The organism is Stenotrophomonas sp. YJH_SMC_138 (assembly GCF_059369855.1).
This window is the reverse complement of record NZ_JCAFTB010000001.1, coordinates 1075839-1100871: the sequence shown is the minus strand read 5'-3', so window position 1 is coordinate 1100871 and position 25033 is coordinate 1075839. Positions and strand designations below refer to the sequence as shown.

General features: G+C 63.6%; 19 protein-coding genes and 2 pseudogenes. 15 read left to right on the top strand and 6 right to left on the bottom strand.

Going from position 1 to position 25033, the window contains the following annotated elements:
* Window positions 1-139: 139 nt before the first annotated feature.
* From nagA to AC5P7I_RS04920, 5 genes are read right to left on the bottom strand one after another with little or no spacing between them, the layout of a single operon-like run.
* Window positions 140-1255: an N-acetylglucosamine-6-phosphate deacetylase gene (gene nagA, locus AC5P7I_RS04940; RefSeq protein WP_262087786.1), complete on the bottom strand. Its 1116-nt coding sequence runs from the start codon at window positions 1253-1255 to the stop codon at window positions 140-142.
* Window positions 1252-2028: a DeoR family transcriptional regulator gene (locus tag AC5P7I_RS04935; protein WP_014038836.1), complete on the bottom strand. Its 777-nt coding sequence runs from the start codon at window positions 2026-2028 to the stop codon at window positions 1252-1254. The genes nagA and AC5P7I_RS04935 overlap by 4 nt, the downstream gene beginning before the upstream one ends.
* A gap of 33 nt (window positions 2029-2061) precedes the next feature.
* Complete coding sequence (locus AC5P7I_RS04930) at window positions 2062-3396, bottom strand: D-tagatose-bisphosphate aldolase, class II, non-catalytic subunit (protein ID WP_262087787.1); 1335 nt, start codon at window positions 3394-3396, stop codon at window positions 2062-2064.
* A 16-nt stretch (window positions 3397-3412) separates the two neighbouring features.
* Window positions 3413-4351, bottom strand: coding sequence for an ROK family protein (locus AC5P7I_RS04925; RefSeq protein WP_014648753.1), 939 nt, complete (start codon window positions 4349-4351; stop codon window positions 3413-3415).
* A complete protein-coding gene (locus tag AC5P7I_RS04920; RefSeq protein ID WP_197649776.1) occupies window positions 4344-5498 on the bottom strand; it encodes an SIS domain-containing protein in 1155 nt (384 codons plus the stop codon). Before AC5P7I_RS04920 ends, AC5P7I_RS04925 begins: the two co-directional genes overlap by 8 nt.
* Window positions 5499-5820: 322 nt before the next feature.
* Between AC5P7I_RS04920 and AC5P7I_RS04915 the strand changes: the two genes are divergently transcribed.
* The 15 genes and pseudogenes from AC5P7I_RS04915 (at window position 5821) to AC5P7I_RS04845 (ending at window position 23004) form a co-directional block, all read left to right on the top strand.
* Window positions 5821-9180 (top strand): TIM-barrel domain-containing protein, encoded by a 3360-nt coding sequence (locus tag AC5P7I_RS04915; protein ID WP_164077693.1) that lies wholly within the window; start codon window positions 5821-5823, stop codon window positions 9178-9180.
* Between the two features lie 134 nt (window positions 9181-9314).
* The gene (locus AC5P7I_RS04910; protein WP_197602794.1) at window positions 9315-12290 is read left to right on the top strand and encodes a TonB-dependent receptor domain-containing protein; all 2976 of its coding nucleotides are present in this window, start codon (window positions 9315-9317) and stop codon (window positions 12288-12290) included.
* 65 nt (window positions 12291-12355) lie between these two features.
* Entirely contained in the window at window positions 12356-13711 is a 1356-nt protein-coding gene (locus AC5P7I_RS04905) for a Gfo/Idh/MocA family protein (RefSeq protein WP_142235067.1), read from the top strand.
* Between the two features lie 317 nt (window positions 13712-14028).
* A complete protein-coding gene (locus tag AC5P7I_RS04900) occupies window positions 14029-14565 on the top strand; it encodes a hypothetical protein (protein WP_239508259.1) in 537 nt (178 codons plus the stop codon).
* A gap of 562 nt (window positions 14566-15127) precedes the next feature.
* Window positions 15128-15695: pseudogene (locus AC5P7I_RS04895) on the top strand (RHS repeat-associated core domain-containing protein); the annotation flags it as partial.
* A 52-nt stretch (window positions 15696-15747) separates the two neighbouring features.
* Window positions 15748-16203 (top strand): SEL1-like repeat protein, encoded by a 456-nt coding sequence (locus AC5P7I_RS04890; protein ID WP_164077372.1) that lies wholly within the window; start codon window positions 15748-15750, stop codon window positions 16201-16203.
* Window positions 16204-16465: 262 nt separating this feature from the next.
* Window positions 16466-16843: a DUF6869 domain-containing protein gene (locus AC5P7I_RS04885; RefSeq protein ID WP_134967363.1), complete on the top strand. Its 378-nt coding sequence runs from the start codon at window positions 16466-16468 to the stop codon at window positions 16841-16843.
* 670 nt (window positions 16844-17513) lie between these two features.
* Window positions 17514-17810: pseudogene (locus AC5P7I_RS04880) on the top strand (hypothetical protein); the annotation flags it as partial.
* 773 nt (window positions 17811-18583) lie between these two features.
* Window positions 18584-18949 carry a hypothetical protein gene (locus AC5P7I_RS04875; RefSeq protein ID WP_111205652.1) on the top strand — a complete coding sequence of 122 codons (366 nt, stop codon included), beginning with the start codon at window positions 18584-18586 and terminating at the stop codon, window positions 18947-18949.
* A 265-nt stretch (window positions 18950-19214) separates the two neighbouring features.
* A complete protein-coding gene (locus tag AC5P7I_RS04870) occupies window positions 19215-19478 on the top strand; it encodes an ankyrin repeat domain-containing protein (RefSeq protein WP_164077373.1) in 264 nt (87 codons plus the stop codon).
* Between the two features lie 28 nt (window positions 19479-19506).
* Entirely contained in the window at window positions 19507-19926 is a 420-nt protein-coding gene (locus tag AC5P7I_RS04865) for a hypothetical protein (RefSeq protein WP_164077374.1), read from the top strand.
* A 114-nt stretch (window positions 19927-20040) separates the two neighbouring features.
* Window positions 20041-20538 carry a hypothetical protein gene (locus tag AC5P7I_RS04860; protein ID WP_262087788.1) on the top strand — a complete coding sequence of 166 codons (498 nt, stop codon included), beginning with the start codon at window positions 20041-20043 and terminating at the stop codon, window positions 20536-20538.
* A gap of 956 nt (window positions 20539-21494) precedes the next feature.
* A complete protein-coding gene (locus AC5P7I_RS04855) occupies window positions 21495-21929 on the top strand; it encodes a hypothetical protein (RefSeq protein ID WP_046433006.1) in 435 nt (144 codons plus the stop codon).
* Window positions 21926-22375, top strand: coding sequence for an adhesin (locus AC5P7I_RS04850; protein ID WP_100450745.1), 450 nt, complete (start codon window positions 21926-21928; stop codon window positions 22373-22375). Before AC5P7I_RS04855 ends, AC5P7I_RS04850 begins: the two co-directional genes overlap by 4 nt.
* A gap of 170 nt (window positions 22376-22545) precedes the next feature.
* On the top strand, window positions 22546-23004 hold the full coding sequence (locus AC5P7I_RS04845; protein ID WP_142235072.1) for a hypothetical protein: 459 nt from the start codon (window positions 22546-22548) through the stop codon (window positions 23002-23004).
* Between the two features lie 77 nt (window positions 23005-23081).
* Here AC5P7I_RS04845 and AC5P7I_RS04840 read toward each other — a convergent pair whose 3' ends face one another.
* Entirely contained in the window at window positions 23082-24959 is a 1878-nt protein-coding gene (locus AC5P7I_RS04840; protein WP_164077375.1) for an aspartyl protease family protein, read from the bottom strand.
* Window positions 24960-25033 lie beyond the last annotated feature (74 nt).

Genomic DNA, 25033 nt, shown 5'->3' with positions numbered 1-25033 from the left:
TGCATTCTGTAGAGCCGAGCCATGTTCGGCTGCTTTCCGTTCCGATATCGAGGTTCCCCATGCCGCGCTTCGCGCGGTGAGCCGAGCATGGCTCGGCTCTACAGGGAGCCCGCGCGGCATCCGGGCCGCATCGCTTGCGTCAGGTCAGATCGACCACGCGCCCACCAATGACCACCTGCTGCAGGCGCAGTTCGGCGTCCAGCACCACCAGGTCGGCGCGGGCGTCGGGCGCGATGCGGCCGCGATCGCCCAGGCCCAGATAGTCGGCCGGGAAGGTGGAAACCCGCTGCGAGGCGTCGGCCAGGTCCAGGCCGACGCGCACCAGGTTGCGCAGCGCCTGGTCCATGGTCAGTGCGCTGCCGGCCAGCGAACCCGTCGCCAGGCGCACGCAGCCGCCGCACTTGTGCACGCGCTGCTCGCCCAGCGCGTACTCGCCGTCGGGCATGCCGGTGGCGGCAGTCGCGTCGGTCACCGCGTACAGGCGCGGGATCGCGCGCGCGGCCAGCCGGATAACGCCGGGGTGGATGTGCTGCAGGTCGGGGATGATCTCGGCGTACTGCGCATGCGCCAGCGCCGCCGCCGCAATGCCCGGGCGATAGTGGTCGACGCCGGTCATGCCGTTGAACAGATGGGTGAAACCGGAGGCACCGGCCTGCAGCGCCGCCACGCCCTCCTCGTAGGTGCCGGCGCTGTGGCCCAGCTGCACGCGGATGCCCATCGCCGAAAGCGCGGGTATCAACGCGGTGTGCTCGCCGATCTCCGGCGCCAGCGTCATCACCCGGATCGGCGCCAGCGCGTGCAGCTGCTGCACCAGTGCCACCGTCGCCTCGATCGTACGATTGGGCTGTGCGCCCAGCCGCTGGGGGCTGATGAACGGTCCTTCCAGATGCACGCCGACGATGCTGGCGGCGTCGGCATCGGGCGCCGCCATTGCCGCAGCGACGCCGTGCAGCGCGTGCTCGATCTCGTCCAGCCCGGCGGTCATGGTGGTCGCCAGCAGCGTGGTGGTGCCGAAGCGCAGATGGGTGCGGGCGATGGTGCGTGCCACGTCGCCGCCCTGCATCAGGTCCACGCCGGCCGCGCCATGCACATGCAGGTCGACGAAGCCGGGCAGGATCACCGGCAGCTGCAGGTCGTCGGCGCCGCTGTGGTCGTCCACCTGCAGCCGGCGCACGCGTGAATCGAAGTGGACGTGCCCGCGCCGCCAGCCCAGCGGGGTGAGGATGCGGCCATGCAGGGTGCGGGTCTCGGTCATGCGGTGGGCTCGGCGATGATCACTTCGATGCCCAGCCGCTGCAGCCCTTCGCGGGTTGCATCGTCGATGCCGGCGTCGGTGATGATGGCGTGGATCTGATCCAGCAGGGCGATGCGGTGCAGGCTGACGCGGCCGAACTTGGAGGCATCGGTCAGCACCACGATGCGGCGCGCACGCTCGACCATGCGGTGGTTGAGGCGGGCTTCGGCCTCGTCGTGGGTAGTCAGGCCGAACTGCAGGTCCAGGCCGTCCACGCCCAGGAACAGGGTGTCGAAGCTGTACGAGTTGAGGCTGGCTTCGGCCTGGCTGCCCTGCAGCGACAGCGACTGCTGGCGCAGCAGGCCACCGGTCAGCAGCACGGTGATGCCCGCGGCATTGGCCAGTTCCCAAGCGATGTTCAGGCCGTTGGTCATCACCGTCACGTCGCGATGCGCGCGCAGGTGGCGGGCCAGCGTCATCGTGGTCGAGCCGGAATCGATGATGATGTTGTCACCCGGCTGCACCAGGCGCGCAGCGCGCGCACCGATCGATTCCTTCAGTGGCAGGTTCAGCGCGTCCTTCTCATGGATGTCCTGTTCCTGCGGCGGCGTGCGCACCAGGGTCGCGCCGCCGTGGGTGCGGTTGGCCAGGCCCTGCGATTCGAAGTGGGTCAGGTCGGCACGGATCGTCACCGCCGACACGCCGAAGCGCTCGACCAGATCGGCCACCTGCACCGAGCCGTGCTCGATCAGCAGCTGCAGGATCTGTTGCCGGCGGGAGCGGGTGTTGCGCATGGCCATTCTCGGTTTTGCGGGAAAAGGTAGAGATTAGCCGTTCGCAGGAACGCCGGCAGCCGAACCTGCGTTCTGCGTGTGGGGTCCGGCCTGGTTGGCGCTGCAGGCACGGGCGTACTCACCCAGGCACAGGCCGATGCGGTGCTGCACCAGCGCGGTGGGGGTGTTGGCCAGGCTGCCTTCGCGCACGGCGCGGTACTGCTCCGGCAGGTACTGGCTGAGCAGCACCAGCGGCGGCGCATGCTGCTCCAGGTTGGCGAACAGGGTCTGCACCGCCTGTACCAGCGCCGGCTCGCCCCAGTAGTAGCGGCAGCGGTCGCTGAAGGAATAACGGCGCAGCAGGCGCAGCGCGGCGGCATCGCCCTGGTAGTAGGACTGCCAGTACTTCGGCTGCGCCACCATCACCTCGTCCAGCACCTGCGGCAGGCGCGAGCACTGTGCGGCCGGCAGCAGTTCGGCCTCGATCGCGGCCAGCGCGAACAGCGCCTCGCGGTAGGCGAAGGTGGCCGCCGGGCCGACCTTGAGGATGGCGAAGTGGTCGCGTACCAGCGCATGCAGGCCGCTTTCGCGCTGGTAGTCGGTGGAATGCGCTTCGAACACGATGCGCGGCTGCCGCTCGAGGAAGTCGGCCAGCGCATGGGCGGCGTCCGGGTTGTACTCATGCACGCTGCTGTGGTCGAAGTCCACGCCAGGCTGCACCACCATCGCGATCACGCGCTGCCACGCATCGCGCAGCTGTGGCGTGTCGAACGCCTGCTGGTGGATGGCCAGGGTCTGCGCGGCGGCAGCCGGCGTGGTCACCTGCAGGCCTTCGGCCAGCGAGGCTTCGCCACCGGGAATCGGCACCTCGGTACCGATCACGTAGACCGGCGGCGGCAGGCCGTGTTCGGCGGCGGTGCGTTCGGCGATCTCGGCAAGCTCGGCCGAACGTGCAGCGACGATGGCATCGGGCAGCGGCACCGGGTCATCGGCGCAGGACATGCTGCAGTCGAGGTGGATCTTGTGGAAACCGGCGGCGACGTAGGCTTCGATCAGCACGCGCGCGTGGGTCATCGCTTCGGCCGCCGGGCGCCTCTGCCAGGCATTCGGGCCGAGATGGTCGCCGCCCAGGATCAGCCGTTCGCGTGGGAAGCCTTCCTCATCGGCCAGGGCGCCGACGTAATCGCGGTACTGCGGCGGGGTCATGCCGGTGTAGCCGCCGAACTGGTCGACCTGGTTGGAGGTGGCCTCGACCAGCAGCACGGTGCCATGTGCCTGTGCCACGTGCATGGCCGCGCGCAGCACCTGCTCGTTGCTGCAGCAGACGCTGTACAGGCCGACATTGGCACCGGCGCGGTGGGAAGCAAGCAGGGTCTGCAACGGGGACATGGTCAGGCTCCGGACATCAGGAAAACGAGGGTTGGCAGGCGAGCAGGGCGGCACCACGTGCGCCACCGGCATCGCCGAAGCGTGGCGGCACGATCGGTGGCACCTGCACACCCTTGAACAGGTGGGTGGCGATGGCGGCGGGCAGGTGCTGGTACAGCGGCGCGTACTGCGAAAGGCCGCCGCCGAGCACGATCACGTGCGGGTCCAGCGCCAGCACCAGCGCGGCCAGGCTGTGGCCGAGCAGGTCGCGATGGATGTCCAGCGCCTTGCGCGCGCGGGCATCACCGGCTTCGGCCAGGGCGATCACCGCGCTGGCGTCGGCGGCGCTGCCACCAAGGTGGCGCTCGATCATCGCCACGCCACTGCCGGACACATAACGCTCCACGCAGCCCTGCAGGCCGCAGGCACAGTCGATCAGCGGCAGGCCGTGGCGCTGCAGCAGATGACCGGGCACGCTCCAGTGGCCCCATTCGCCGGCCAGCCCGTTGAAACCGGTCAGCAGGCGGCCCTGCACGCAGAAACCACCGCCAGCACCGGTGCCGAGGATGGCGCCGAACATGCTGGGGTAGCCGTCGGCGGCACCGCCGTGTGCTTCAGACAGGGCAAAACACTGCAGGTCGTTGCCGAAATGCAGCGGGCGTTGCAGCCGCGCCTGCAGGTCCGCGGCCACGCTGTGGCCGGTCAACGCAGGCACGTTCGCGCTGAGCTGGCGGCCGCTGCGGCGGTCGCGCACGCCGGGCAGGGCGATGCCGATCGCCGCATCACTGCGGCCCAGTGCGGCATCGGCCTCGGCGACCAGCGCCACGACTGCCTGCAGGAAACCGTCGTAGTCACCCTGTGGGGTGGCCACGCGGCGGCGCCAGGTAACCTGCATCGCCACATCGCACGCCACCAGCTCGATCTTGGTGCCGCCGATGTCGATGCCGTAGCAGGCGTGGGCGATCAGCTCAGCCATGGTGGATGGTGACGCCCTTGACGACGCGGTTGACGGTGCCGTCCGGGAACGGGTTGTCCGGGGTCAGGCCCAGCGCGGCCGAGCGCTGTAGTGCGAACAGCTGCGCAAAGCCCAGCCACACCGGTGCCAGCCACGGATCGTCCAGTGCCGGCACGGTGAGGGTGTATTCGTCGTCGGCGCCGATGTCCGAATGCGGACCGATCGCCAGCACCTGGCCGGCCACGCCGTCGCGGCGCAGTTCTTCCAGCAGGTCCTGTTCGTAGCGGCGCGCCAGCGGCTGCACGCTGCGCAGCACCACCACCAGGGTGTTGCCATCCAGCGTCGACTTCGGGCCATGACGGAAGCCCAGGGGTGTGTTGGCCAGCGCCAGCACGCGGCCAGCGGTGAGCTCCAGCACCTTCAGCGCGCACTCGCGTGCCAGTGCTTCCAGCGGGCCGCTGCCGAGGTAGATGATGCGGTTGAACGGGCGCTGCGCCAGTGTCGCCACCGGTGCATCCCACTGCGCCAGGCCTTCGCGGGCCAGCGCGGCGATCTGCTTCAGGCGCGTCACGCGCGCATCCCACGGCGAACGATCGAACACGGTCAGCGCGGCCAGCAGCATGCAGGTCAGGCTGCTGGTCATGGCGAAGGCGCGGTCGCAGCTGGCCGACGGCATCAGCAGGGTGCAGGTGTCGGCACGGCCGGCGCCACGGCGGGCCAGCTCGCCATCGGCGTTGCAGGTGATGTCGAGGAAGCGCGCGTCATCCACGTCGCTGCGCACGCGGTCAACCGCCGCCACGCTCTCCGGGCTGGAGCCACTGCGGCCGAACGAGACCAGCAGGGTCGGACGGTCGCGCTGCAGGTACAGCGCCGGGTGGGTCAGCAGGCTGGTGGTGTGCACCACGCGCACCTCGGCAGGCCATTGCGCGTTGATCGCGTCGGCCACCATTTCGGCGATGAAGCCGGAGCTGCCGGCGCCGGTGAACAGCACGCGCTGGTTGGAATCGTTGAGGCTGTCGCCGAGGAAGGCCTGCAGGCGGTCGCGGGCACGCGACAGGTCCTGTGCGAGGGCGTCCCACAGCGCAGGCTGCTGGGCGATTTCGGTAGCGGTATCGGCTCCGCCAAGGCGCTGCCAGGCGGACACATCGGAAAGCAGGGTGACGTCCATTCGGAGGTTCCAGTTGGGCCAGCGCACCATCTGCGTTTTCTTTCGAAATGTCAAACATCGAAAGTAAAAAGAAAGAAAAAAGGTGGGTGGCTTTGCCCTGTGCGCAATGCCGGGAAAAACGAAAGGACCCACTGAATTCCGTATCGCACAATGCTTAACAGGCAACTGCAAGCGCTTACACAAAGTATTGCGGCGCAACAACTTTCGTTTCAACGGAATATATCTTCCTTTTTCCTTTCAATTTGTTGACATCTTTCGAATCGCTGCCCTAGAGTCGGCCCAATCGCTTTCGAAACGCCCGGTGAACGGGTTGGGAGTCCGCGTGGAAAACTGCGTTCGTCGCTCGCCGCTGATGCTGGCCCTGGTGCCGGCCTTGATGCTGGCGTCCATGACGGCCCGCGCCGAGCCGGTCGGCAACCTGCGTACGGTCAGCGCCAGCGCCAGCCGCGACGGCGTGCAGGGCTGGGACCTGCAGACCGACAAGGGCGCGCGCATCCGCATTGAACTGCCGGCGACCGACATCATCCGCGTGCAGGCCGGCCGCAACGGCACGTTGACCGGCGCCGGCGACAAGGCCGCGCCGATCGTGCTGCCGCAGCCCAAGGCGAGCGTGCAGGCGCAGCTGGAAGAAGACGCACAGGAAATCCGCGTGCGTACCGAGGCACTGGTACTGCATGTACAGCGGCAGCCGCTGCGCCTGCGCCTGGAACGGCTGGACAATGGCCAGCCCACCGCGCTGTGGCAGGAACTGCAACCGCTGGACCTGGATGCCACGCAGAGCGTGCAGGTGCTGTCCTCGCAGGCCGATGAGGGCTACTTCGGTGGTGGCCAGCAGAACGGCCGTTACCAGTTCAAGGGCCGCGAGCTGGAGGTGTCCTATTCCGGTGGCTGGGAAGAAGGTGATCGGCCGAGCCCGGCGCCGATGCTGCTGAGCAGCCGTGGCTGGGGCATGCTGCGCAATACATGGAGCGATGGCAGCTACGACCTGCGCCAGAGCGACCAGGCCACGTTGCTGCATCGCGAAGACCGCTTCGATGCGTACTACTTCGTGGGCGCCGACCTGCCCAAGCTGATCGAACGCTACACCCAGCTGACCGGCCGCCCCAACATGGTCGCGCGCTGGGCGCTGTCCTACGGCGATGCCGATTGCTACAACGACGGCGACAACAGCAGGAAGCCCGGCACCGTGCCCGAAGGCTGGAGCGACGGCCCGACCGGCACCACGCCCGATGTGATCGACAGCGTGGCCAAGCAGTACCGCGCCCACGACATGCCCGGTGGCTGGATCCTGCCCAACGATGGCTACGGCTGCGGCTACAAGCAGCTGCCGGAAACGGTGAAGGGGCTGGCCGGCTACGGCTTCCGCACCGGCCTGTGGACCGAGAACGGCGTCGACAAGATCGCGTGGGAAGTGGGCAAGGCCGGCAGCCGCGTGCAGAAGCTGGACGTGGCCTGGACCGGCAAGGGCTACCAGTTCGCGATGGACGCCAACCGCCAGGCATTCAACGGCATCCTCGACAATTCCGATTCGCGCCCGTTCCTGTGGACGGTGATGGGCTGGGCCGGCATCCAGCGCTACGCGGTGGCATGGACCGGCGACCAGAGCAGCAGCTGGGATTACATCCGCTGGCACGTGCCGACCCTGGTCGGTTCGGGCCTGTCCGGCATGGCCTACGCCAGCGGCGATGTGGATGCGATCTTCGGCGGAAGCGCCGAGACCTTCACCCGCGACCTGCAGTGGAAGGCGTTCACGCCGGTGCTGATGGGCATGAGCGGCTGGTCGTCGAACGCGCGCAAGCACCCGTGGTGGTACGACGAGCCCTACCGCAGCATCAACCGCGACTACCTGAAGTTGAAGATGCGCCTGACGCCATACATGTATGGGCTGGTGCACGAGGCCGCGCAGACCGGTGCACCGCCGGTGCGTGGCCTGATGTGGGACAACCCGCGCGACCCGCATGCGCAGGATGAAACCTACAAGTACCAGTTCCTGCTCGGCCGCGACCTGCTGGTGGCGCCGGTGTACCGCAGCCAGGCCGCCAGCCGTGGCTGGCGCCGCGACATCCACCTGCCGGCCGGCGGCTGGATCGACTACTGGGATGGCCGTCGCGTGCAGGCCGCCGCCGATGGCCGCCAGCTGGACCGCCAGGTGGACCTGGCCACGCTGCCGGTGTTCGTGCGTGCCGGTGCGATCCTGCCGATGTACCCGTCGATGCTGTTCGATGGCGAAAAACCGCTCGATGAAGTGACCTTCGACCTGTACCCGCAGGGCGACTCGCAGTACACGTTGTACGAAGACGATGGCAACACGCGCCGCTACCAGCAGGGCGAGTCGAGCATGCAGGTAATCCGCGTGCAGGCGCCGGCGCAGGGCAGTGGCCCGGTGCAGGTGCAGATCGACGCCGTGCAGGGCCAGTACAACGGCCAGCTGGCGCAGCGCCGCTACGGCCTGCGCGTACTCAGCCGGCAGGCACCACGTGCGGTGCAGGCCGGTGGCCGCGCGCTGCCGGCGCTGGCCGATGCTGCCGCCTTCCACAGCGCCAACGAGGGCTGGTACTTCGATGCCAAGGACCGCCGCGGCACCGTGCATGTGCGCACTGCCACCCAGGATATCCGCCAGCCACTGCAGCTGCAGCTGGACTTCGCAGTCGCTGCCGCAGCCACCGATGATGCCTATCCGGCCGCACCGGTGCTGGGCCGCGAACTGCCGGCCGACAGCCTGCTGGTGGTCAACCGCCCGGCCGAAGAGCCTGGCCATGCGTTGGAAAATGCTTTCGACGACGATCCGGCCACCTGGTTCCGCAGCGTGCGCAACCAGGCCGTGCGCACCGGCGCCCACGAGTGGGTGATCGGCTTCGGCGAGCGGAAGATGATCGATGGCATCGACATCGCGCCACGCAATGACAAGAACTGGAAGCACGGGCAGGTACGTGACTATGAGGTCTACCTGGGCGACAGCAACGGTGAGTGGGGCGAGCCGATCGCCCGTGGCCGCCTGCAGTTGAAGGAAGGCGTGCAGCGCATCGACTTCCCGGCCCACGCCGGCCGCCTGCTGCGCTTCCGCGTGCTGAGCGTGCAGAACCCCGAAGGCGACGGCGCCAGCAGCACCGACCCGATGGTCACCGCCGCACAGGGCAGCGCCCGCGCGTTCGATGCACTGCAGCCGCGCGATGTCGGCCCGATCGCCCTGTCCACCTTCCACATTCTCGAACACCAGGAACCGGAGCGACCGGCCCGGCAGCGCTATCTCTCCGAGCTGCCGGTGCCGGCCGCGCTGGCCAGCCAGCTGCGTACCGACCAGTCCTTCCGTGGCGACGCCGGCATGCGCATGAACGGCCTGCAGTTCCGCCGTGGCCTGGGGGTCGGCGCCAACAGCCGCATCGACCTGCGCCTGCAGGGCGGCTGGCACCTGCTGCGTGCCGACCTCGGCATCGACGACGCCTGCCGCAACGCCGGCGGCCTGCAGTTCCAGGTATGGGGCGACAACCGCCTGCTGTACGACAGCGGCCTGGTGAAGGCGCCCGGCGTGGTCAAGCCGGAGCTGGACATCCGTGGCCTTTCCACCCTGAGCCTGCGCACGCTGGGTGCGCAGGGCAGCCAACCCGCCCAGGTCTGTGCCAACTGGGCCAACGCCGTACTGATCGGCCAGGAGGGCGACTCCGCCAGCATCGTCGCCCCATGACCCCCACGTAACACCGCTCCTCCCCCGCCCCATCCCGACTACGGCCCTCATGGCCGTGGCCCGGGAGCGTTTTGCCCGCCGAACGCCCACGCGCTCACCCAGTTGCGCCGCACCCTTGCCAGGAGAGAACCCCGATGTTGCCCGCCCGCCACCACCGCCCCCCCTGCCGCCCGATCGCTCCGCTGACGCTGGCCATTGCCGGCGCGCTGTTCTCGCTTGCCGCTCCTGCCTTCGCCCAGGAGAGCAAGGACAACGCCACCGACCTGGCCCGCATCGAGGTCACCGGCTCCAACATCCGCCGCACCGACGTTGAAACCGCCTCGCCGGTGCAGGTGATCAGCAAGCAGGACATCCAGAACATGGGTGCGCGCACGCTGCTGCAGGTGCTCGACAACCTGCCGGCCGCACGCCCGGCGCAGCAGGATGCGCGCTCGCTGTTCACCGGTTCCGATGGTGCCTCGCAGGCCAACCTGCGCGGGCTCGGCGCACAGGGCACGCTGGTGCTGCTGAACGGTCGCCGCCTGTCGTACTACGGTGCGCCGGCCGGCTTCCAGACCCAGTTCGTCAACATCGATGCGATCCCGGCGGCGGCCATCGAGCGCATGGAAGTGCTGACCGACGGCGCGTCGGCCGTGTACGGTACCGACGCGGTGGCCGGCGTGATCAACGTGATCACCAAGCGCAACTTCCAGGGTGCCGAGATCAGCTTCACCAACGACACCTCCTCGCGCATCGATTCCTACGGTGAGCGCCAGGCCAGCATCACCGCCGGCTTCGGTGACCTGGCCGAGAACCGCTTCAATATCTATGGCGCGGTCAACATGTACCGTCGCGACGCGATTCCGCTGAGCGATTTCTACGACAAGCGGCCCGACCAGTACTACGTCAACAATCCGAACTACCTCAACAACCTGCGCCTGGGCGTGGGCAGCAAGCCGGGTGAATTCAATCCGGGCACTTACTTCGCCTTCGATCCGGTCACCGGCCGCCGCGTGCAGGAAGCTGCGCCGGGCTGCAGGAACGTGCTGACCAGTGAAGCGGCCGGTCCGCGTTGCGTCTGGGAAACCTGGATGAACAACGAGATCGATGCCGGTGCCAAGTCCGAGCGCAACACCGCCTACCTCAACGGCACCTTCCTGGTGGGTGACAGCACCGAGATCTTCGCCGAGGCGACCTACACCGACATCGACCTGCGCGCCAACGGTGGCACGCCGCGCACCTACGGCACCACCACCGGCAACCCGACCAGCTGGTTCTCGCGCAATACCGGCAACACCGTCAACCAGTTCCTGTACCCGTTCCTGGGCCCCAACAACGAATACAACCATGCCAGTCCGCAGCTGAAGGCGATGATGGGCGGCGTGGTCGGCCTGAACTACCTGCTGCAGGATGCCGGCCCGAACTATTTCGGCCAGCGCAATACCGACAAGAGCTACCGCGTGCTGGCCGGTGCGCGTGGCAACCGGGGTGACTGGAACTGGGAAACCGCCTTCGCCAGCGCGGGTACCCACTCCACCACCTACCAGACGATCAACGTCAACACCAAGGGCTTCGAGAAGGCCTTCGGCCCGTACACGATCGATCCAGGTACCGGTCGGGTGATCATCTCCGACCACCCGGCGTACAAGTTCGGCGAGATCAGCGAAGCCAACGCCGCGTTGATCCGTGAAGCGTTCCCGACCTTCGACATCCAGTCGTGGACCCGCCTGCATACCCTGGACGGCAAGATCGAAGGACCGCTGTTCCAGCTGCCGGCCGGCGAGATGCGCGCCGCGTTCGGTTTCAACGCCAGCCGTGAGACCTTCTACACCCCGGGCAACGCCGATGCGGCCAATGGCCTGATCACCCAGCAGGGCGGCTCGTGGTTCGACGGCAAGCGCAACACCTACGCGCTGTTCGCCGAGACCGTGGCGCCGATCACCGACAAGCTGGAACTGGATGCGGCGGTGCGCGTGGACAAGTACCCGAACTTCAGCGCCAACATCGCGCCGAAGATCGGCTTCAAGTACCAGGCGTTCGATCAGCTGATGCTGCGCGGCACCTACTCCACCGGCTTCCGCGCGCCGAGCCTGGCCGAGTCCGGCAATGGCGGCGTGTTCGCACAGCTCGGTGGCTTCCGTGACGAACTGCGCTGCGGCGAGACCAATGCCATCGCCAACCTGCTGCTGAAGTCGCAGCGGCCGGGCGATGTCGATCTGGGCAAGAGCCTGCTGAACGTCGATTGCAGCCGCACCGTGGCGCGCATGACCCAGCCGAACAAGGACCTGAAGCCGGAGAAGGCGAAGATCGCCACCCTCGGCTTTGTCTACGAGCCGGCCAGCTGGCTGTCGGTGTCGGCCGACTACTGGTTCATCTACCGCAACAACGAAATCGTCGCGCCGGACTATCGCCGCATGGAAGACATCATCTCGATGTCGCGCTCGCCGATCACCGACAGCGACCGTGCCAACCTGGCCCAGCTGGCGGCAATGTGCGCCGATCCGGCCAGCGGTGTGAGCTGCCCGGCGAACCTGCCGGGCTACTCCGCCGGCAACGTGGCCAGCGTGGTGGGCCAGTACAAGAACCGCGGCAAGACCCTGATCGACGGCTTCGACATCGACGCGCGCAGCCGCTTCTCGCTGGGTGACTGGGGCAACCTGAACATCGGCCTGGCCGCCACCATCGCCAACCGCAACCGCTTCTACATGGACGCCGAGAACGGCTGGTACTACGGCGACGTGGTGGGCTACTACAACAACCCGCGCCTGCGTGCCACGCTCAATGCCGACTGGACCTACAAGCAGGTGACCACCAGCATGTTCGTCAACTATGTCGGCGGCACCAAGTGGGCCACCGACCAGATCGACGAAGAGAGCAACAACAAGGAAACCTGCACCGGCGGCTACCTGGCCCTGCAGAAGAGCAAGTGCGATGGTGCACCGTCGTGGTGGACCGCCAACATGAGCGTCACCTGGCGCCCGGATGATGCGTGGAACCTGAGCTTCACCGTCAAGAACCTGTTCAACCGCCTGCCGTTCTACGACCCGAACAGCTTCCTGGGTGACTCCAGTGACTACGCAACCATCTTCGGCCGTGGTTACAGTGTGACCATCGGCTACCGGTTCAAGTAATTCCGTTTGCGTGACCTGGCGTGCCGGCTGCGGCCGGCACGCTGCCAAGAGGAGAGATGTTTGCCATGAAGCGTAGGGAATTCATCGCGGCCAGCGCCGCTGTCGCCGCCAGCAGCCTGCTGCCGCAGACCCCCGCCTGGGCACGCGGGCGCAAGGTGCGCCTGGCCATGATCGGCACCGGCATGCGCGGGCTGGTGCTGCTGAAGGAACTGACGCGTCGCGACGACGTCGAAGTGGTTGCCCTGTGCGATATCGAGCCGATCATGCTCGGCCGTGCCACAGAGATGGTGGCGAAGGCCGGCAAGCCCGCGCCGAAGACCTATGGCCAGGACCGCGACACCAACGCCTGGAAGCGACTTCTGGAACAGAAGGGCATCGATGGCGTGATCATCGCCACGCCGTGGGAATACCACGCACCGATGGCGATTGCCGCGATGCAGGCCGGTGTGGCCGTCGGCTGCGAAGTGGTGGCTGGCATCACCCTGCAGGACCACTGGGACGTGCTGAAGACGCAACTGAGCACCGGTACCCCGTACATGCTGCTGGAGAACGTCTGCTACCGCCGCGACGTGATGGCGGCGTTGCAGATGGTGCGCCAGGGCCTGTTCGGCGAACTGGTGCATCTGCAGGCCGGCTACCAGCACGACCTGCGCGGCGTGAAGTTCAATTCCGGCGATCCCAACCAGCCCTACGACAGCGGCGTGGAGTTCGGTCCCAAGGGCTGGAGCGAAGCACGCTGGCGCACCGAGCATTCGGTGGAGCGCAACGGCGAGCTGTATCCCAGTCACGGCATCGGCCCGTGCGCGATGTACACCGGCATCAACCGTGGCAACCGCTTCACCCACATCAACGCCTTCGCGACCAAGGCACGCGGCCTGCACGAATACACCGTGGCCAAGAGTGGCGGCACCACCCACCCCAGCACCAAGGTGAAGTTCAAGCTCGGCGATATCGTCACCACCACGCTGGCCTGCGAGAACGGCGAGACCATCCTGCTGCAGCACGACACCTCGCTGCCGCGCCCGTATTCAATGGGTTTCCGTGTGCAAGGCACCAAGGGCCTGTGGATGGACGTGAACCATTCGATCCACATCGAAGGCCGCAGCCCGCCGCACCAGTGGGAAGAGTTCAAGAAGTACCAGGACGAGTACGAGCACCCGCTGTGGAAACAGAATGCCGACACTGCCGCCAGTGCCGGCCATGGTGGCATGGACTGGTTCGTCATCCATGCATTTGTGGAAGCGCTGAAGGCCAAGGCACCGATGCCGATCGACATCTACGACGCGGTGACCTGGAGTGCGATTACCCCGTTGAGCGAGCAGTCGATCGCCAACGGCTTCCAGACGCTGGAGTTCCCGGACTTTACTGCTGGTGCGTGGAAGACGCGCAAGCCGATCTTCGCGTTCGACGGGAAGTATTGAGGTTTACACCCTTCCACGCTGTGACGGAGACGCCGGGCACTGCCCGGTGTTTCTGTTTCTGGAAGCATTCGTCTTGTAGAGCCGAGCCCACGCCCGGCTGCTTGTTCGGTCGGTCGCTCGCTTTATCAGAAAACTCTGAAATCCGACCCACTCCACAGTTTCTGACTTGAATGTGTAAACCACATCGGAGATAACGTTCCCCGCGCGGTCATGGCCGCATTCCGGACCAGGGACGATCCGAAGCATGACGTGGTGAGACAGCTGCCCCACGTTCTCGTTCCCGCCGGAGCTGTGTTCGTCCAGGAAGGAGAACAGGGATGTTGGAACGACTGAAGACCATTTCGTGTGCCGCACTGGCGATGATCGCGCTAGGGAGCTTGGCTCCTTGGGCTGCGCAGGCGCAGGAGGTGCAGAAGAAGTGGGAGAGCTACCTGTCGATGGGCCAGCCGCGAGCCACCGAAGCGGCGGTGCAGAAGGACATCAAGTCGCTCTTTTCCCAGTACGAAAAGGACAAACCCTTCGATTGGCATGTCAAACGCCAACGCGTCCTTGGAAAGAAGGTCATCTACGACTACCGGGTCAGACCCGAGAAGATCGTTACTACCGACTGGGTCTACATCCACTCAGGGCAGGAGTACTCCTCCGAAGATCAGATTCGTAGCGTGATCCTCGCTACCCGCGTCAGCGACCCGCGGGCGGTGGGGCGTATCTTGGCGCAGGGACGTCAGCCAATGCTTCGAAGAGCTCAGGGCCGCTGCCAAAGAAATCTTGGGGCGTCTATCGATACTCTGAAATGGCGGGCGGTTGGGGGCCATCGATTGGCGGCTCCATTCAAGGTTCAGATAATCTTATGAAGGGCAATAAGGACGGTGATAATTGGGCGTGGTTTCGTCGCCTGTTCTCACTGGACGATATGGGAAGAGATAAGGTGGGTGGTGGATCCCTTTCTGTTCCTCCGCTGCCTGGAGTTGGGTTTGGCGTCATGTCGGGATCTGGTTACACAGTTTCTGGGCAGATAGCTACGCCGACTGGAAATGGGTGCGGGTGTCCTTGAGATGAATAAATACAATCGATTCCTTCGGGCTTACTACATCATGTTCTTCTGGGCACTCAGGCTAGTTGCTTGCCTTGCAGCTGCCGTGAATATAGTAATCCTTGCTTTTGTGCTGATTGATCTTGCTGATGGAGGCCGAGACTATGGATTTACGGGCTTGGCGTTTGTCGCTTTCTCTCTTTGCATAGCTTTTGCCATGTGGAAAATCGGGTCTGTCGGCCTGCTCCGTCTCCGGCAAGCGAAGGAGTCATAGATCTTGCGAGGTCGTCGGTCGCGGGAGCGAGTGTGAGGGCTTTAGGCCAGCGCGCCCGTGTCGTGATCGCCTTCCACAGCTGCGATGCGCTTGCCTGTCGAATCCTCCGGATATGGGCTATAGCTGTGACGTAGCACCCGCTGCCTGGGCCGCAGACAAGCGGCTTCGCCAAGGGGCGTCTGGGGCAGGTGCTGCACGCCAATGGCTGCACCCAGTACTGCCACGACCGCTTCGGCCAGGTCACCCGCAAGGTGCAGACCGTCAACGGCGTTGCCAGCACGCTGCGCTATGCCTACAGCAAGGCGGGCCGCCTGGCCGCGCTGACCTACCCGGGTGGCAGCGTGGCCGACTACGTGCGCGATACCCAGGGCCGCATCAGCCAGATCGGCCTGACCCGGCCCGGCCAGGCGCGCCAGTTCGTGGGGAACAACGTGACCTACGCGGCCTTCGGTCCGGCCACTGGCTGGACATATGGCAACGGCCGCCAGCTGCAGCGTCCGCTGGATCTGGATTATTGCCCGCAGGCGGTGCATGACCCGGCCGCCGGTGGCCTGTCGCTGGGCTATGGCTATGATCCCGTCGGTTCGATCACCGAGCTGAAGAACGGCACAGGCTCGACGGCGCTGGCCAAGTACGCCTATGACGCGCTGGGTCGCCTGACCCAGACCCAAGACGGATAAAAAGCAATCCTGGAGAGTGGGTGAATTTCATGAAAGAGGGTGGGGTCAAATGAGCATGTTCAAGAAGACTGGTCTTCTCCTGTATCTGGTGGGTGCAGGGTATGTAAATGCGCAGGTGCCCCCTCAGCCGGAAAGGCCGGTGGTTGAGCTTGACGGCTCGATCGCGACGGATAGTGGCGCTGAGCTTGATGATAAGCAGCTACTTGCGTTGACTGGCCGCGCAGACGCGGGCGACGCTGAGGCAGCGTTTCGAATCTCACGCCACTTTGAGGGCAGAGGCACGGCTGGCAGCTCCCACATGTGGCTTGTCTATGCCGCAGCACTGGGGCACCCGATTGCACAGTACAACGTGTTCTTCATGTTGAAGGACAAGAAGGACTGCGCGTCATCAAGTGAGGCATACGCATGGCTCAAGAGTGCCGCGTTGAAGGGGGTGAGAGCCGCGGACTCTGAACTTGAGCGAGCGGCCCGCATAGCAGCTCAACGATGCGGTAGTAAACGATAGGGAGAGAGAGGTCACTTGCCGATTGAGGGCTAGCAACGTCCAGCTACCCACTAAGTCCCCAGGCTCACATGGTGCGCAGAGGATGGGCGTGGGCTTCCGGCTACCGGTCGTATGTCAATAGATGGGCATGTGCAGCAACTTCAAAACAAGCAGGCGCGGTTGAGGCGATTGCTTGCTGATTCTGCAGCAAAGCGCTGTGCAGGTTATAGCAATGAGGCTTGGCAATGGGTGACTATGGCTCAACCAATTTGAGATATACATAATGTTTGATAAAGAGCGCGTGGAAAAAATAGCTGAAGCTTGGGTCAATTTTAATCGGCTCGCAATCGATGCGATTGAGCGGGATCCGCTCACAGGCGGGCTGGATGAAGTTGATGACATCATCCAGCGAGATCCTGGCGAAGGTTGGAAATTCATTGAGGCTGTCAGGCGGATGGATGTAGATGCGCACCTACTTTCCAATCTTGCTGCCGGACCTTTGGAGGACTACCTGGTTGCCCACGGCGAAACCGAGATCGAGAGGGTTGAACGCTTGGCAAAACACGACCCGTCTCTTCGGGATCTCCTCGCTCAGACGTGGAAGAACTCGATGTCGGATGAGGTGTGGCGGCGGGTACAACGTGCTGCCACATCAGGTTAGGCTGCCATGGGTAACGCTCGAACGCCTTATGACTACGCCTGGCAGCTTCGCTATCGGCATGGCCCGCGAGGCCGCAGGGGGAGTGCAGTGCAATAAGTCATAACTGCGGGAGGCCGTTGCGGAAGTGCATGCGGGAGATTGGCAAGGAGCTTCAGCCCGCGAAAATGAATCTTCCGGAATCAATAAACCACCTGCTTTGGGATGTCTGATGACTCAACCATTCAGCGCGGGCAAAGATGATGAAATTTATTCCTATTATTTTATCTGCTCAGTCTTCACTATCACCTCTTGCGATCGCAAGGGCAGGGAAGTTGTGCCGGAGGGCGTGATCGAAGTCTATGATTCGGCAGAGGGGGGTGCCGTAATTGGTACAAGTACTACTCCGGTTCCGGTTGTTGGATATGTCTATCCGGACAAGACTCGTTACGTGCTGAAGGTTTGCCATCTGGGTCACATAGGATATGTGCGGGATGGAATACGGGAGCTAAGGGCAGCAGTAAACCCGAGGTCATGCTGCCCGGAAACCGCGAGGAGCGCGGACTAGAGTTAACTAAACGAGGCGAAACTGAGATCATCAAGTTGGAGACTGTGGCGAAACAGGAGCTGCCACTGCGTGAATTACCTAGTTGGATGTGGGCCAGGGCGTACCCCAGCCAGGTTGGGAAGACACAGTGATGGCAGGGCACCTCGGAGCGGTCCCGCAACCGGCCATCGTGACTGCGGTGGATGGCGAAGCGCGCAACCATGACGTAGTGGGCAATACCACCAGCACCGGCAGCTACAACCACCGCGGTGACGCGTACTGTGTACTCAGGCTAGTGGCGCAGCACAGATCACGTTGTACGACGAGGCTGGGTAGTGGCTGGGGAACTATTCGGGCACGGGCCAAGCGCAACGGCAGGCCATCTGGCTGGACAACTACCCGGTGGCGTTGATCAATGTGCCGGGCCCCGGTATACCGGAGCTAGATCAGCACTTTCGGATACGCAGGTGGCGTCCCGTCGTCTTTGGTAGATCAACTTGGTATGTGTCCCTGCGACGAGTGCGTTGACTACCTAAGCATAACGTTCGGTGTGGCAGGCCTCACCTTTGGAGGCTTGGAAGCTGTGAATGGCGCAGGAGTCACCATTGCCGGTGTTTTGTCTCTGCAGCCCGAAGTTGCAATCCCCGGATTTCTGGTAATGGTGAATGGTGTGGCAACGGCGTACGATGGAGTGTCAGCGATACAAACCGCACAGGATGGAAAGGGAAGAGAATCCACCTACACCGAGGCGGCGGGGGATTGCTGTGGTATTTGGCGCGAATGCGGGAGAGCTGTTGTCATTCGGCTTCACATTGAGCAGTTGCCTTCAGGTCACACCAGAACTGCTGCAACGCGTAGCTACTGACAAGGATGCCATGAAGGTGGTGAAGGATGTTTGGGGTGGGTCTGGGTGCAATTGCAGATAATTGAGATGATATGCATATGCGCAATAGAATACTGAATTGGCTCGGTTTGCTGTTTTTTTCGCTAATTTTTCTGAGGTCATCGTCCTATCTCGCATTGAAGGTGTATGCGATTGGTCACCTTGAGAGGGGCGATTATTTTGTAATGTTGCCTCTGGCGCTGGGTTCGCTCCTGATCTGCGGCATGTTTGTGGCAATTGTTCTTAAGAACGTAAAATCCAATCAATAGATTCCACCTGGAAGTTCACGCGCGACGTATGGATCCGTCAAGTGATTGGCCAAGGAGATGAGCCGATGGGTATCACTATCCATGATTTCAAGATGACCGGAATTCGTCTTGATCCGGTGTCCGGAGTGACTGTTTCTCTGTTTGATGACTCTGTGCAGGGATCCTATGATTTGGTCTTTGGCCGAGTCAGGAAGGCGAGCATTGATGGCTTCTCTAGCCAGAATGTCGTACTCGATCTCAAGGTCTTCCATCGAAAGGATGATTCCTTTGAATTCCAGCGGTGTTGCTTCCTCCTTGGTCTAGACCCAGTGGCTGCCCGGGAAATTGTCGATGGCGACACCTTGGTCTTCATTGAGGCCTCTGTCGGCGCAGAAATTGCACTTCTAGTAGAGGGGACTTGGGAAAGCCGGTTGATCCCGGTCAAATCATGATTCTTGATCTGTCGAATGCATCGCTCCAAGACGCACGCACCGCCTGGCTTGTAGGTCGACAGGGATCTGACAGAGAGATGGATTACAGGACGGATCACCATCGGGCCAACGCAATGGGGCTCTACCGTGCGTGCAGCCCGATGAACATCATCGATCCTGTACTCAGCGAACTGCTTTCCCGGCTCGGTGTCGACACTGACTTCGGCGACGCGGTGCTGACTTGTCCGGAGACCCAAGGGCCTATGAGGACACGCCCCTGCATGTGGTGGCCTATTACAACGATGTGGCCCTCCGCAGCGCATTGATGCCCTTCGTGACCAACATCGATGTGCGTGGTGATCTTGATCTGACGCCGCTGGCAAGTGCGGTGGCACATGGCAGCGTCGCGGCAGCGGCTTATCTCCTCTGGTGTGGTGCAGACCCGCACGCAGGGAATGAGCTTGATCGGACACCACTGGAAATGATGTGCCAGGACCCGAGGTTTGATGATGCGGTGCGTATGGTCGACACCGCAGATGGAGCCTGGTGATGGAAACTTCTGAAAAGAGGTTCTACCGATGCGCCTGATGACCTTCATCTGCCCACTTTGTGGCGCTAGCGGGCAGCGCTTTCCGCTGCGATCTGCTGGAAAGCGTCAAGCGAAGACGTCCTGCCGGGGGTGTCACGTCGAGCTTCGTTCAGACCCGCGGTTGGGCACGTACACGTTCTATCTTCTGTACGCACAGGTCATCATCCTGGTGGCGGCATTGCCGCTGGTCGGGGCCGGTGTCGCGGGTGAAGGGGCACGGCTGGGAATGATCTGTCTGGTAGTGCTGGTGCTGTGCTGGTTCCCCGGCGTGATCAGGCACGCACGAAGTCCGATCGTGCGCGCCTGCCAAGATCCCGATTACAGCTATGCGCGCAGGCCGGGTGCTTCGACTACGCACGCTGCCGCAAACCCGGAGCAGAGTAGCGACACGCCAAGCGCCAGCCCGTGATAGGGAAGTCAAGAAATGACATACCATCTCGGCACGAGGTACAGTTCCTGGATCGTTTTGCAGAACGGGTTGCAGATGGTAATTGACATTTGGCCGGCCCATTCTGGGGCTCTCATGTCTATGCCGAAGGCTGACATCTTGCGTGCAGCGGTGCTGCTCTTGCCAATGCTGGGGGGCTGCAGCATTCACCAGTTTCAACAGACGGAATGGAAGTCGGACTGGGTAGATGTTTCGTCCGGTGCGATTTTCCCTGGCAATTCAACGACTCTGCCGCTTGACCGCATTTCCATACTTGATCCTGATAGTGAAGCAGCCATTGCGGAGTGGATGTTGGAGCATTCGCTGGTCGTGGTATCGGCATCAGAGGTTGAAGGGAAGATCGGTCCAATGCCGTTGAGTGACCTGAAGCCAGCGCCCGGGGAGAGCGTCTACTTCGTCAGGGCCGCTTCGGATGAAAGTAGGGGCAAGTTCATCGGCTACGTCAACGACAAGGGACTTCTCATCCTGTACGGGGTGATGGGGGGCTGCGGTGAGCAGAAGCAACGGGTGGTTGCCGTGAGCCTTCGGGAGAAGCCCGCCAACGTATTCGGTCGATGCTCGGCGGCGCTATAGTGCGCTGAAGCGCCGAGCTCCGCCTACTGCCTGGCGGATGACGCCAGGTGTGCGACCAATGGCGCGATCGGCAACCGCAAGGGAGATCGGCGCAGCGCGACCAATGCGTTCGAGCAGATCGTTCTGGGGAGGTAATGGAAAACAGTCAAAGGAAATCGGGGTTGCTCAAGAGTTCTCTCGATGCCAAAGGCTTCTTCCTGCGCGCTTTGTCTGTCGCGTCCGTCTGTGTGCTCGCCCTGAGCGCATGCGAGAATGACCGCTTAGGGGAGCTGCAGCTGAAACCCATCTACGCGGAACTGAGTAGTGCGTATTACGGTGGGATGTGCGAGGGTGCAGCCGGTCCAGACGCCAGTATCGAGAAGGTTCGTGCGGTGCGCATTGGTACGATCGCTGGTGATTGCGCAGTGCTCTATTTGGACGGAGTAGATAGGAAGGGTGAGCCCGTGATCTATGGAGCGAAAACTGGGGATCGGCCTGAATGTGCTGGATTGATACGAAAGCTCGAAGTCGGACGGGCAAGCGCGGCAGTTCTCGGCAGGGCGCGGGAAATATGCAGATAGTGATTTTCAGATATTCTCCGTATGACCTCCACTGTTGGGGGGCGCAGATGCCCGCTGTGGGCCGGCAGTCGCAATCTTCTTCTCAGTGCCAGCCTGGCCTTAAGAAACTCGAATTCGGCGTCTAGTATGAAGATGAATTTGGATACCTTGGAAAAGGTCTCATCAATATTGTTCGACGCGCTCCGCTCCAGGGGCTTGCAAGAGAACTGGCCGCACTGTTCAGGAGGTATCGGATTCCACTGGCCCAGCTGCGAACGCTGGAGGCAGGCAGGTACTCTCGAGCGCTGCGCGATGCGTTGCGCGAGTAGGGCGCCAAGCGGGATGCAAGGTGCATGAGCTCCCGCGCTCCTCCACCAAAGAACGCGATCGGCCTGCACGCCCTCGGAGAGGTACAAGATGAAAGCCAGGCAGATTCTTCGGTACGGGCTGGCCTACGCGGTGTCGTGTGGAGCACTCTGGCTGTTCCTGCACTTTGTGGGCAGGGCGCTTTACGCCTTCGACTCACATCAGGTTTTCTTCTGGCTGTATGCCGTCAGCCTTCTGTTGCTGGGAATTGGCGCACGAGTTCCCGCCGCGGGCCGCCTGACGATCAAGCGGCTTGCCAAGGGGGCAGGCCTAGGGCTGCTCGCGGGCCTTCTGGCCCAGGTCGTGGTGCTTGTACTGGAAGCCTATAGATTCAGCGGATTCAGGCCATCGCTGCTCTGGCAGGTACCGGTTTCGCTGACGGTGATGAGCGTCGTGCTGCTCACGCCGCTCTGGGGCGCAGTGCTGGTTGCCCTCACTGCCGCTTGCCGCCGCGACAACAACCCACATCAGGCCTCGAACCCATGAAGCGCCTGACTGCCTTTTGCCTCGTGGTTGCACTGACATCCTGTGCGGCGCATCCGAACCGCACCACGAAGTGTCCACCGGCCCATTTCACCTACGTCGGCACCGAGAGAGTCGACGGACTGACCTACGGGCGCTTCCAGATCACCCACAACGCTGATCAGCCGCTTCAGCTGTGGGTGGATGAGAGACGCAGGTTGAACTCAAGGACCGCTCGCGCAGAGATGAGGCGTAAAGGCGAGGATGCCTGGCGACCTTACAACGTGATCCTTGAGGAAATCACACCGGGAGCGATCGGGCTGTCGATCGGGCAGGGTGAACAGCAGAGCGTTTTGTTCGATGGTGATGGCGTGTTCCTGCCCGGCCAATCCAGTGCGGACACGGAGTACTCCATCGTGGTACGGGATGCAGCCGGTTGCGAACATCGCACCGCGTCATTCATTCCCTGACGTTGCCGCCGCTGTGCGAGATTCTCGGTCACCCCCGCTCAGCGGCACCCACTGCATGCGCAGCGGGTGCCCCACAGCGGTTTGCGCGATCTCAATCGGCACGCCATCCCGCAGCCACGCGGCCCGCCAGCACCAGCTCGGTATCTGAGGTCAAACTACAGCAAATGCCAATGTCCCGCGAACTGATTTTCATAAGGTGCATGAAGGGCGCAGCTGCAGTTGGAGCGTTGGCGATCTGCTGCGCGCTGATTGCGTCCATGATGAATATGGGCTGTCCAGTCGTTGGGTACTCTCCAGCAGTCATGCTTGCTCTTTTTTTCGCATTGCTGGTGCTGCTTGTGTATTCCAAGTTCGAACTGGCGGGGAGGGGAATTCTGTCGGTTGAGGTTGGGCGAGTGCGATTCGCATTCGCTATGGCTTTCCTGGCCGAGATGTTCATGATTGGGTTGCTGGTCGCCCGCAACCTCGAATGCGATAGCTTTGTTCGCGCGATTCCCATTCCTGGGGCACTACTTGTCTTCTATACAGCTGCCGCCTTCTCATTTGTATTCAGTGACTTCTACCTTGGTGCAGCGCGAAAAATCATCAGACTTGGTGCTCGGCCGAGGAACTTCTTAAGAGACAAATAGTTGGAACTGCCTTTGTGGTGCGTGAGCATCCGCCACGTGAGTGGCGGGTGCTCCGCAGGGATAGCGCCAGTGCTGACTCAATCGGCACGCCATCCCGCAGCCACCCGGTCCGCCAGTACCAGATCGGTATCCACCTGCCGGCCATCGCGCAGATAACGGATGCCCACGCGCGTCCCAACCGGACGCTCACGCAACAGCGCACGCCAGTTCGCCAGCATCCGCGTGGCAATCGGCTCGCCTGAAACCATGACAATGCGATCATCCCTGCGCAGCCCAGCGCGTGCCCCGGCGCTGGACGGCGCCACATCGGCCACACGCAGTGCATCGTGTTCAGCCTGCAGCCACAGCCCGCTGCGATCGAAGGCATCGGCCTGCGTGCTTTCGGTATTGGGTACCAGATAGAGGCGCTTGGCACCGTAGTCGATGCCCATCGAGAAGCGCCGCAGCACGCCGCCACCCAGGATCGCGCCGTAGTCGGCCAGGGCCAGCGCGCCCTTGTCAGTGCTGGACAGATCACCGACCAGACCAGTGACCTCGATATCGCCCATGCGCAGCACACCGAGCCGGGCAGGTCGCGCCCGCCCCGCGCCACCCAGGCCCCATCCAAGCACCGCCTCCTCACTGGCGTGGTATTTCTCCAACAGACCATGGGTACGCACGAACGGACTGCTCAGGCTCAGCGAGTTGCGTGAGCCGGTGTCCAGCCACAGGCGAAGCGGGATGCCGTCAAGCTCGCCATTCAGTACCGGCGCGCGGTCATCCTGTTCGAACGGCAGCACCACCGCGTTGGCAGGCGGCTGGTAGTGGCCCGGCAGGGTGAAGCCGAGCACGCGCGCGCCATAGTCGAAGGTGGTGACGAAGCGCAGGAAGGTCTCGTAGCCGATGAAGCCATCATGCGGCACGCCCATCGAGTTGATCTGCTGGCCGAGGTCGATGATGTGGAACACCGGGTTTGCAAGGTGCGCGCCACCGATGCGCAGGTGGCGGGCCTGTGCCAGGCCCAGGTCGCTGGCGTTGTCGCCGGCACCATGCACGCTCAGGCGGCCCGTGGTGGTCAGCCCCAGGCGCTTGGCGGCGGTCGGTGTCAGCAGATTGATGGCGCCCGTATCCACCAGGAATCGCGCCGGCTGTCCGTCCACTTCGGCCTCGATGTAGACATGGTTGTTGATCAGGTCGAACGGAATGCGGGTGGTGCCGCTGGCATCCTCGATATAGCTGTCATGGGCCATCATTGGCGGTGCATACACGGTGTCTGTTACCGGGCCATCCACCTGGTAGCGCTGCACCTGTACATCGCTGCGCAGTCGCGGATCAGCACGGCCCCGGGCATCGAGGGTGTCGGTGATGATGCGATGGGGCAGCAACAGGCCTTCGACCGCCCGGTAGTCCTCCAGTGCGGTGGCGGTGGGTGTGCGAGCGGATGCAATGACCACGCGGCCGAGCAGGCCGCTGCCCGTATCGAACCAGAGCTCGATCGGGTCGGCGCCCCTCGGCTTCGTGGCCAGGACGGTATAGCGCCGGCCATCCAGAGCCTCGGTGCGGGGCGCGGCAAAGTGCGTGGTCGGATAGGCGTTGGACCAATAGGCACGGGTCGCCAGCCACGACTGCGTGCGCGCGGTCCGACGTGGCACGGTGCCATCCAGCAGGCCGACCTCGCCGCCATAGTCGCGCCGCCAGGACAGTTGCCCATCAAAGCCCTGCGCGACGGTGAAGTCTCCCAGTTGCGCCTGTTCGGCATAGCGCCCGGCACGCAGGTCCTGGTTGAGCTGCCAGCGCCCGTGCAGGCCGCCCACCGACTGCTCGCCCACCGCCTGCAGACGCTGTACCGACAGCCACTGCTCGCCACCACTGGCTACGCGGGCCTTGGCCAGCACATCGGCAGCATCCACCCCCGCGGCGTGTGCCGGAACCGCCAGCACCCACAGCAGGCCACCTAGCATCCATCGCAAACGCATCGCCTCACCTCCTTCGTTGGGTCAGGAGGTGATGGCAGCGCCCGGACCGGGGATATTCGACCGGGCGTGAAGGA

What these genes read in the sequence shown, in the direction of transcription:
- AC5P7I_RS04930 (WP_262087787.1), bottom strand. Translation starts at nt 3,396, where the DNA reads ATGTCCCCGTTGCAGACCCTGCTTGCTTCCCACCGCGCCGGTGCCAAT.
- AC5P7I_RS04925 (WP_014648753.1), bottom strand. Translation starts at nt 4,351, where the DNA reads ATGGCTGAGCTGATCGCCCACGCCTGCTACGGCATCGACATCGGCGGC.
- AC5P7I_RS04890 (WP_164077372.1), top strand. Translation starts at nt 15,748, where the DNA reads ATGAGCATGTTCAAGAAGACTGGTCTTCTCCTGTATCTGGTGGGTGCA.
- AC5P7I_RS04850 (WP_100450745.1), top strand. Translation starts at nt 21,926, where the DNA reads ATGAAGCGCCTGACTGCCTTTTGCCTCGTGGTTGCACTGACATCCTGT.
- AC5P7I_RS04885 (WP_134967363.1), top strand. Translation starts at nt 16,466, where the DNA reads ATGTTTGATAAAGAGCGCGTGGAAAAAATAGCTGAAGCTTGGGTCAAT.
- AC5P7I_RS04865 (WP_164077374.1), top strand. Translation starts at nt 19,507, where the DNA reads ATGCGCCTGATGACCTTCATCTGCCCACTTTGTGGCGCTAGCGGGCAG.
- AC5P7I_RS04900 (WP_239508259.1), top strand. Translation starts at nt 14,029, where the DNA reads ATGTTGGAACGACTGAAGACCATTTCGTGTGCCGCACTGGCGATGATC.
- nagA (WP_262087786.1), bottom strand. Translation starts at nt 1,255, where the DNA reads ATGACCGAGACCCGCACCCTGCATGGCCGCATCCTCACCCCGCTGGGC.
- AC5P7I_RS04855 (WP_046433006.1), top strand. Translation starts at nt 21,495, where the DNA reads ATGAAAGCCAGGCAGATTCTTCGGTACGGGCTGGCCTACGCGGTGTCG.
- AC5P7I_RS04935 (WP_014038836.1), bottom strand. Translation starts at nt 2,028, where the DNA reads ATGCGCAACACCCGCTCCCGCCGGCAACAGATCCTGCAGCTGCTGATC.
- AC5P7I_RS04840 (WP_164077375.1), bottom strand. Translation starts at nt 24,959, where the DNA reads ATGCGTTTGCGATGGATGCTAGGTGGCCTGCTGTGGGTGCTGGCGGTT.
- AC5P7I_RS04875 (WP_111205652.1), top strand. Translation starts at nt 18,584, where the DNA reads ATGGGTATCACTATCCATGATTTCAAGATGACCGGAATTCGTCTTGAT.
- AC5P7I_RS04910 (WP_197602794.1), top strand. Translation starts at nt 9,315, where the DNA reads ATGTTGCCCGCCCGCCACCACCGCCCCCCCTGCCGCCCGATCGCTCCG.
- AC5P7I_RS04905 (WP_142235067.1), top strand. Translation starts at nt 12,356, where the DNA reads ATGAAGCGTAGGGAATTCATCGCGGCCAGCGCCGCTGTCGCCGCCAGC.
- AC5P7I_RS04860 (WP_262087788.1), top strand. Translation starts at nt 20,041, where the DNA reads ATGTCTATGCCGAAGGCTGACATCTTGCGTGCAGCGGTGCTGCTCTTG.
- AC5P7I_RS04845 (WP_142235072.1), top strand. Translation starts at nt 22,546, where the DNA reads ATGTCCCGCGAACTGATTTTCATAAGGTGCATGAAGGGCGCAGCTGCA.
- AC5P7I_RS04920 (WP_197649776.1), bottom strand. Translation starts at nt 5,498, where the DNA reads ATGGACGTCACCCTGCTTTCCGATGTGTCCGCCTGGCAGCGCCTTGGC.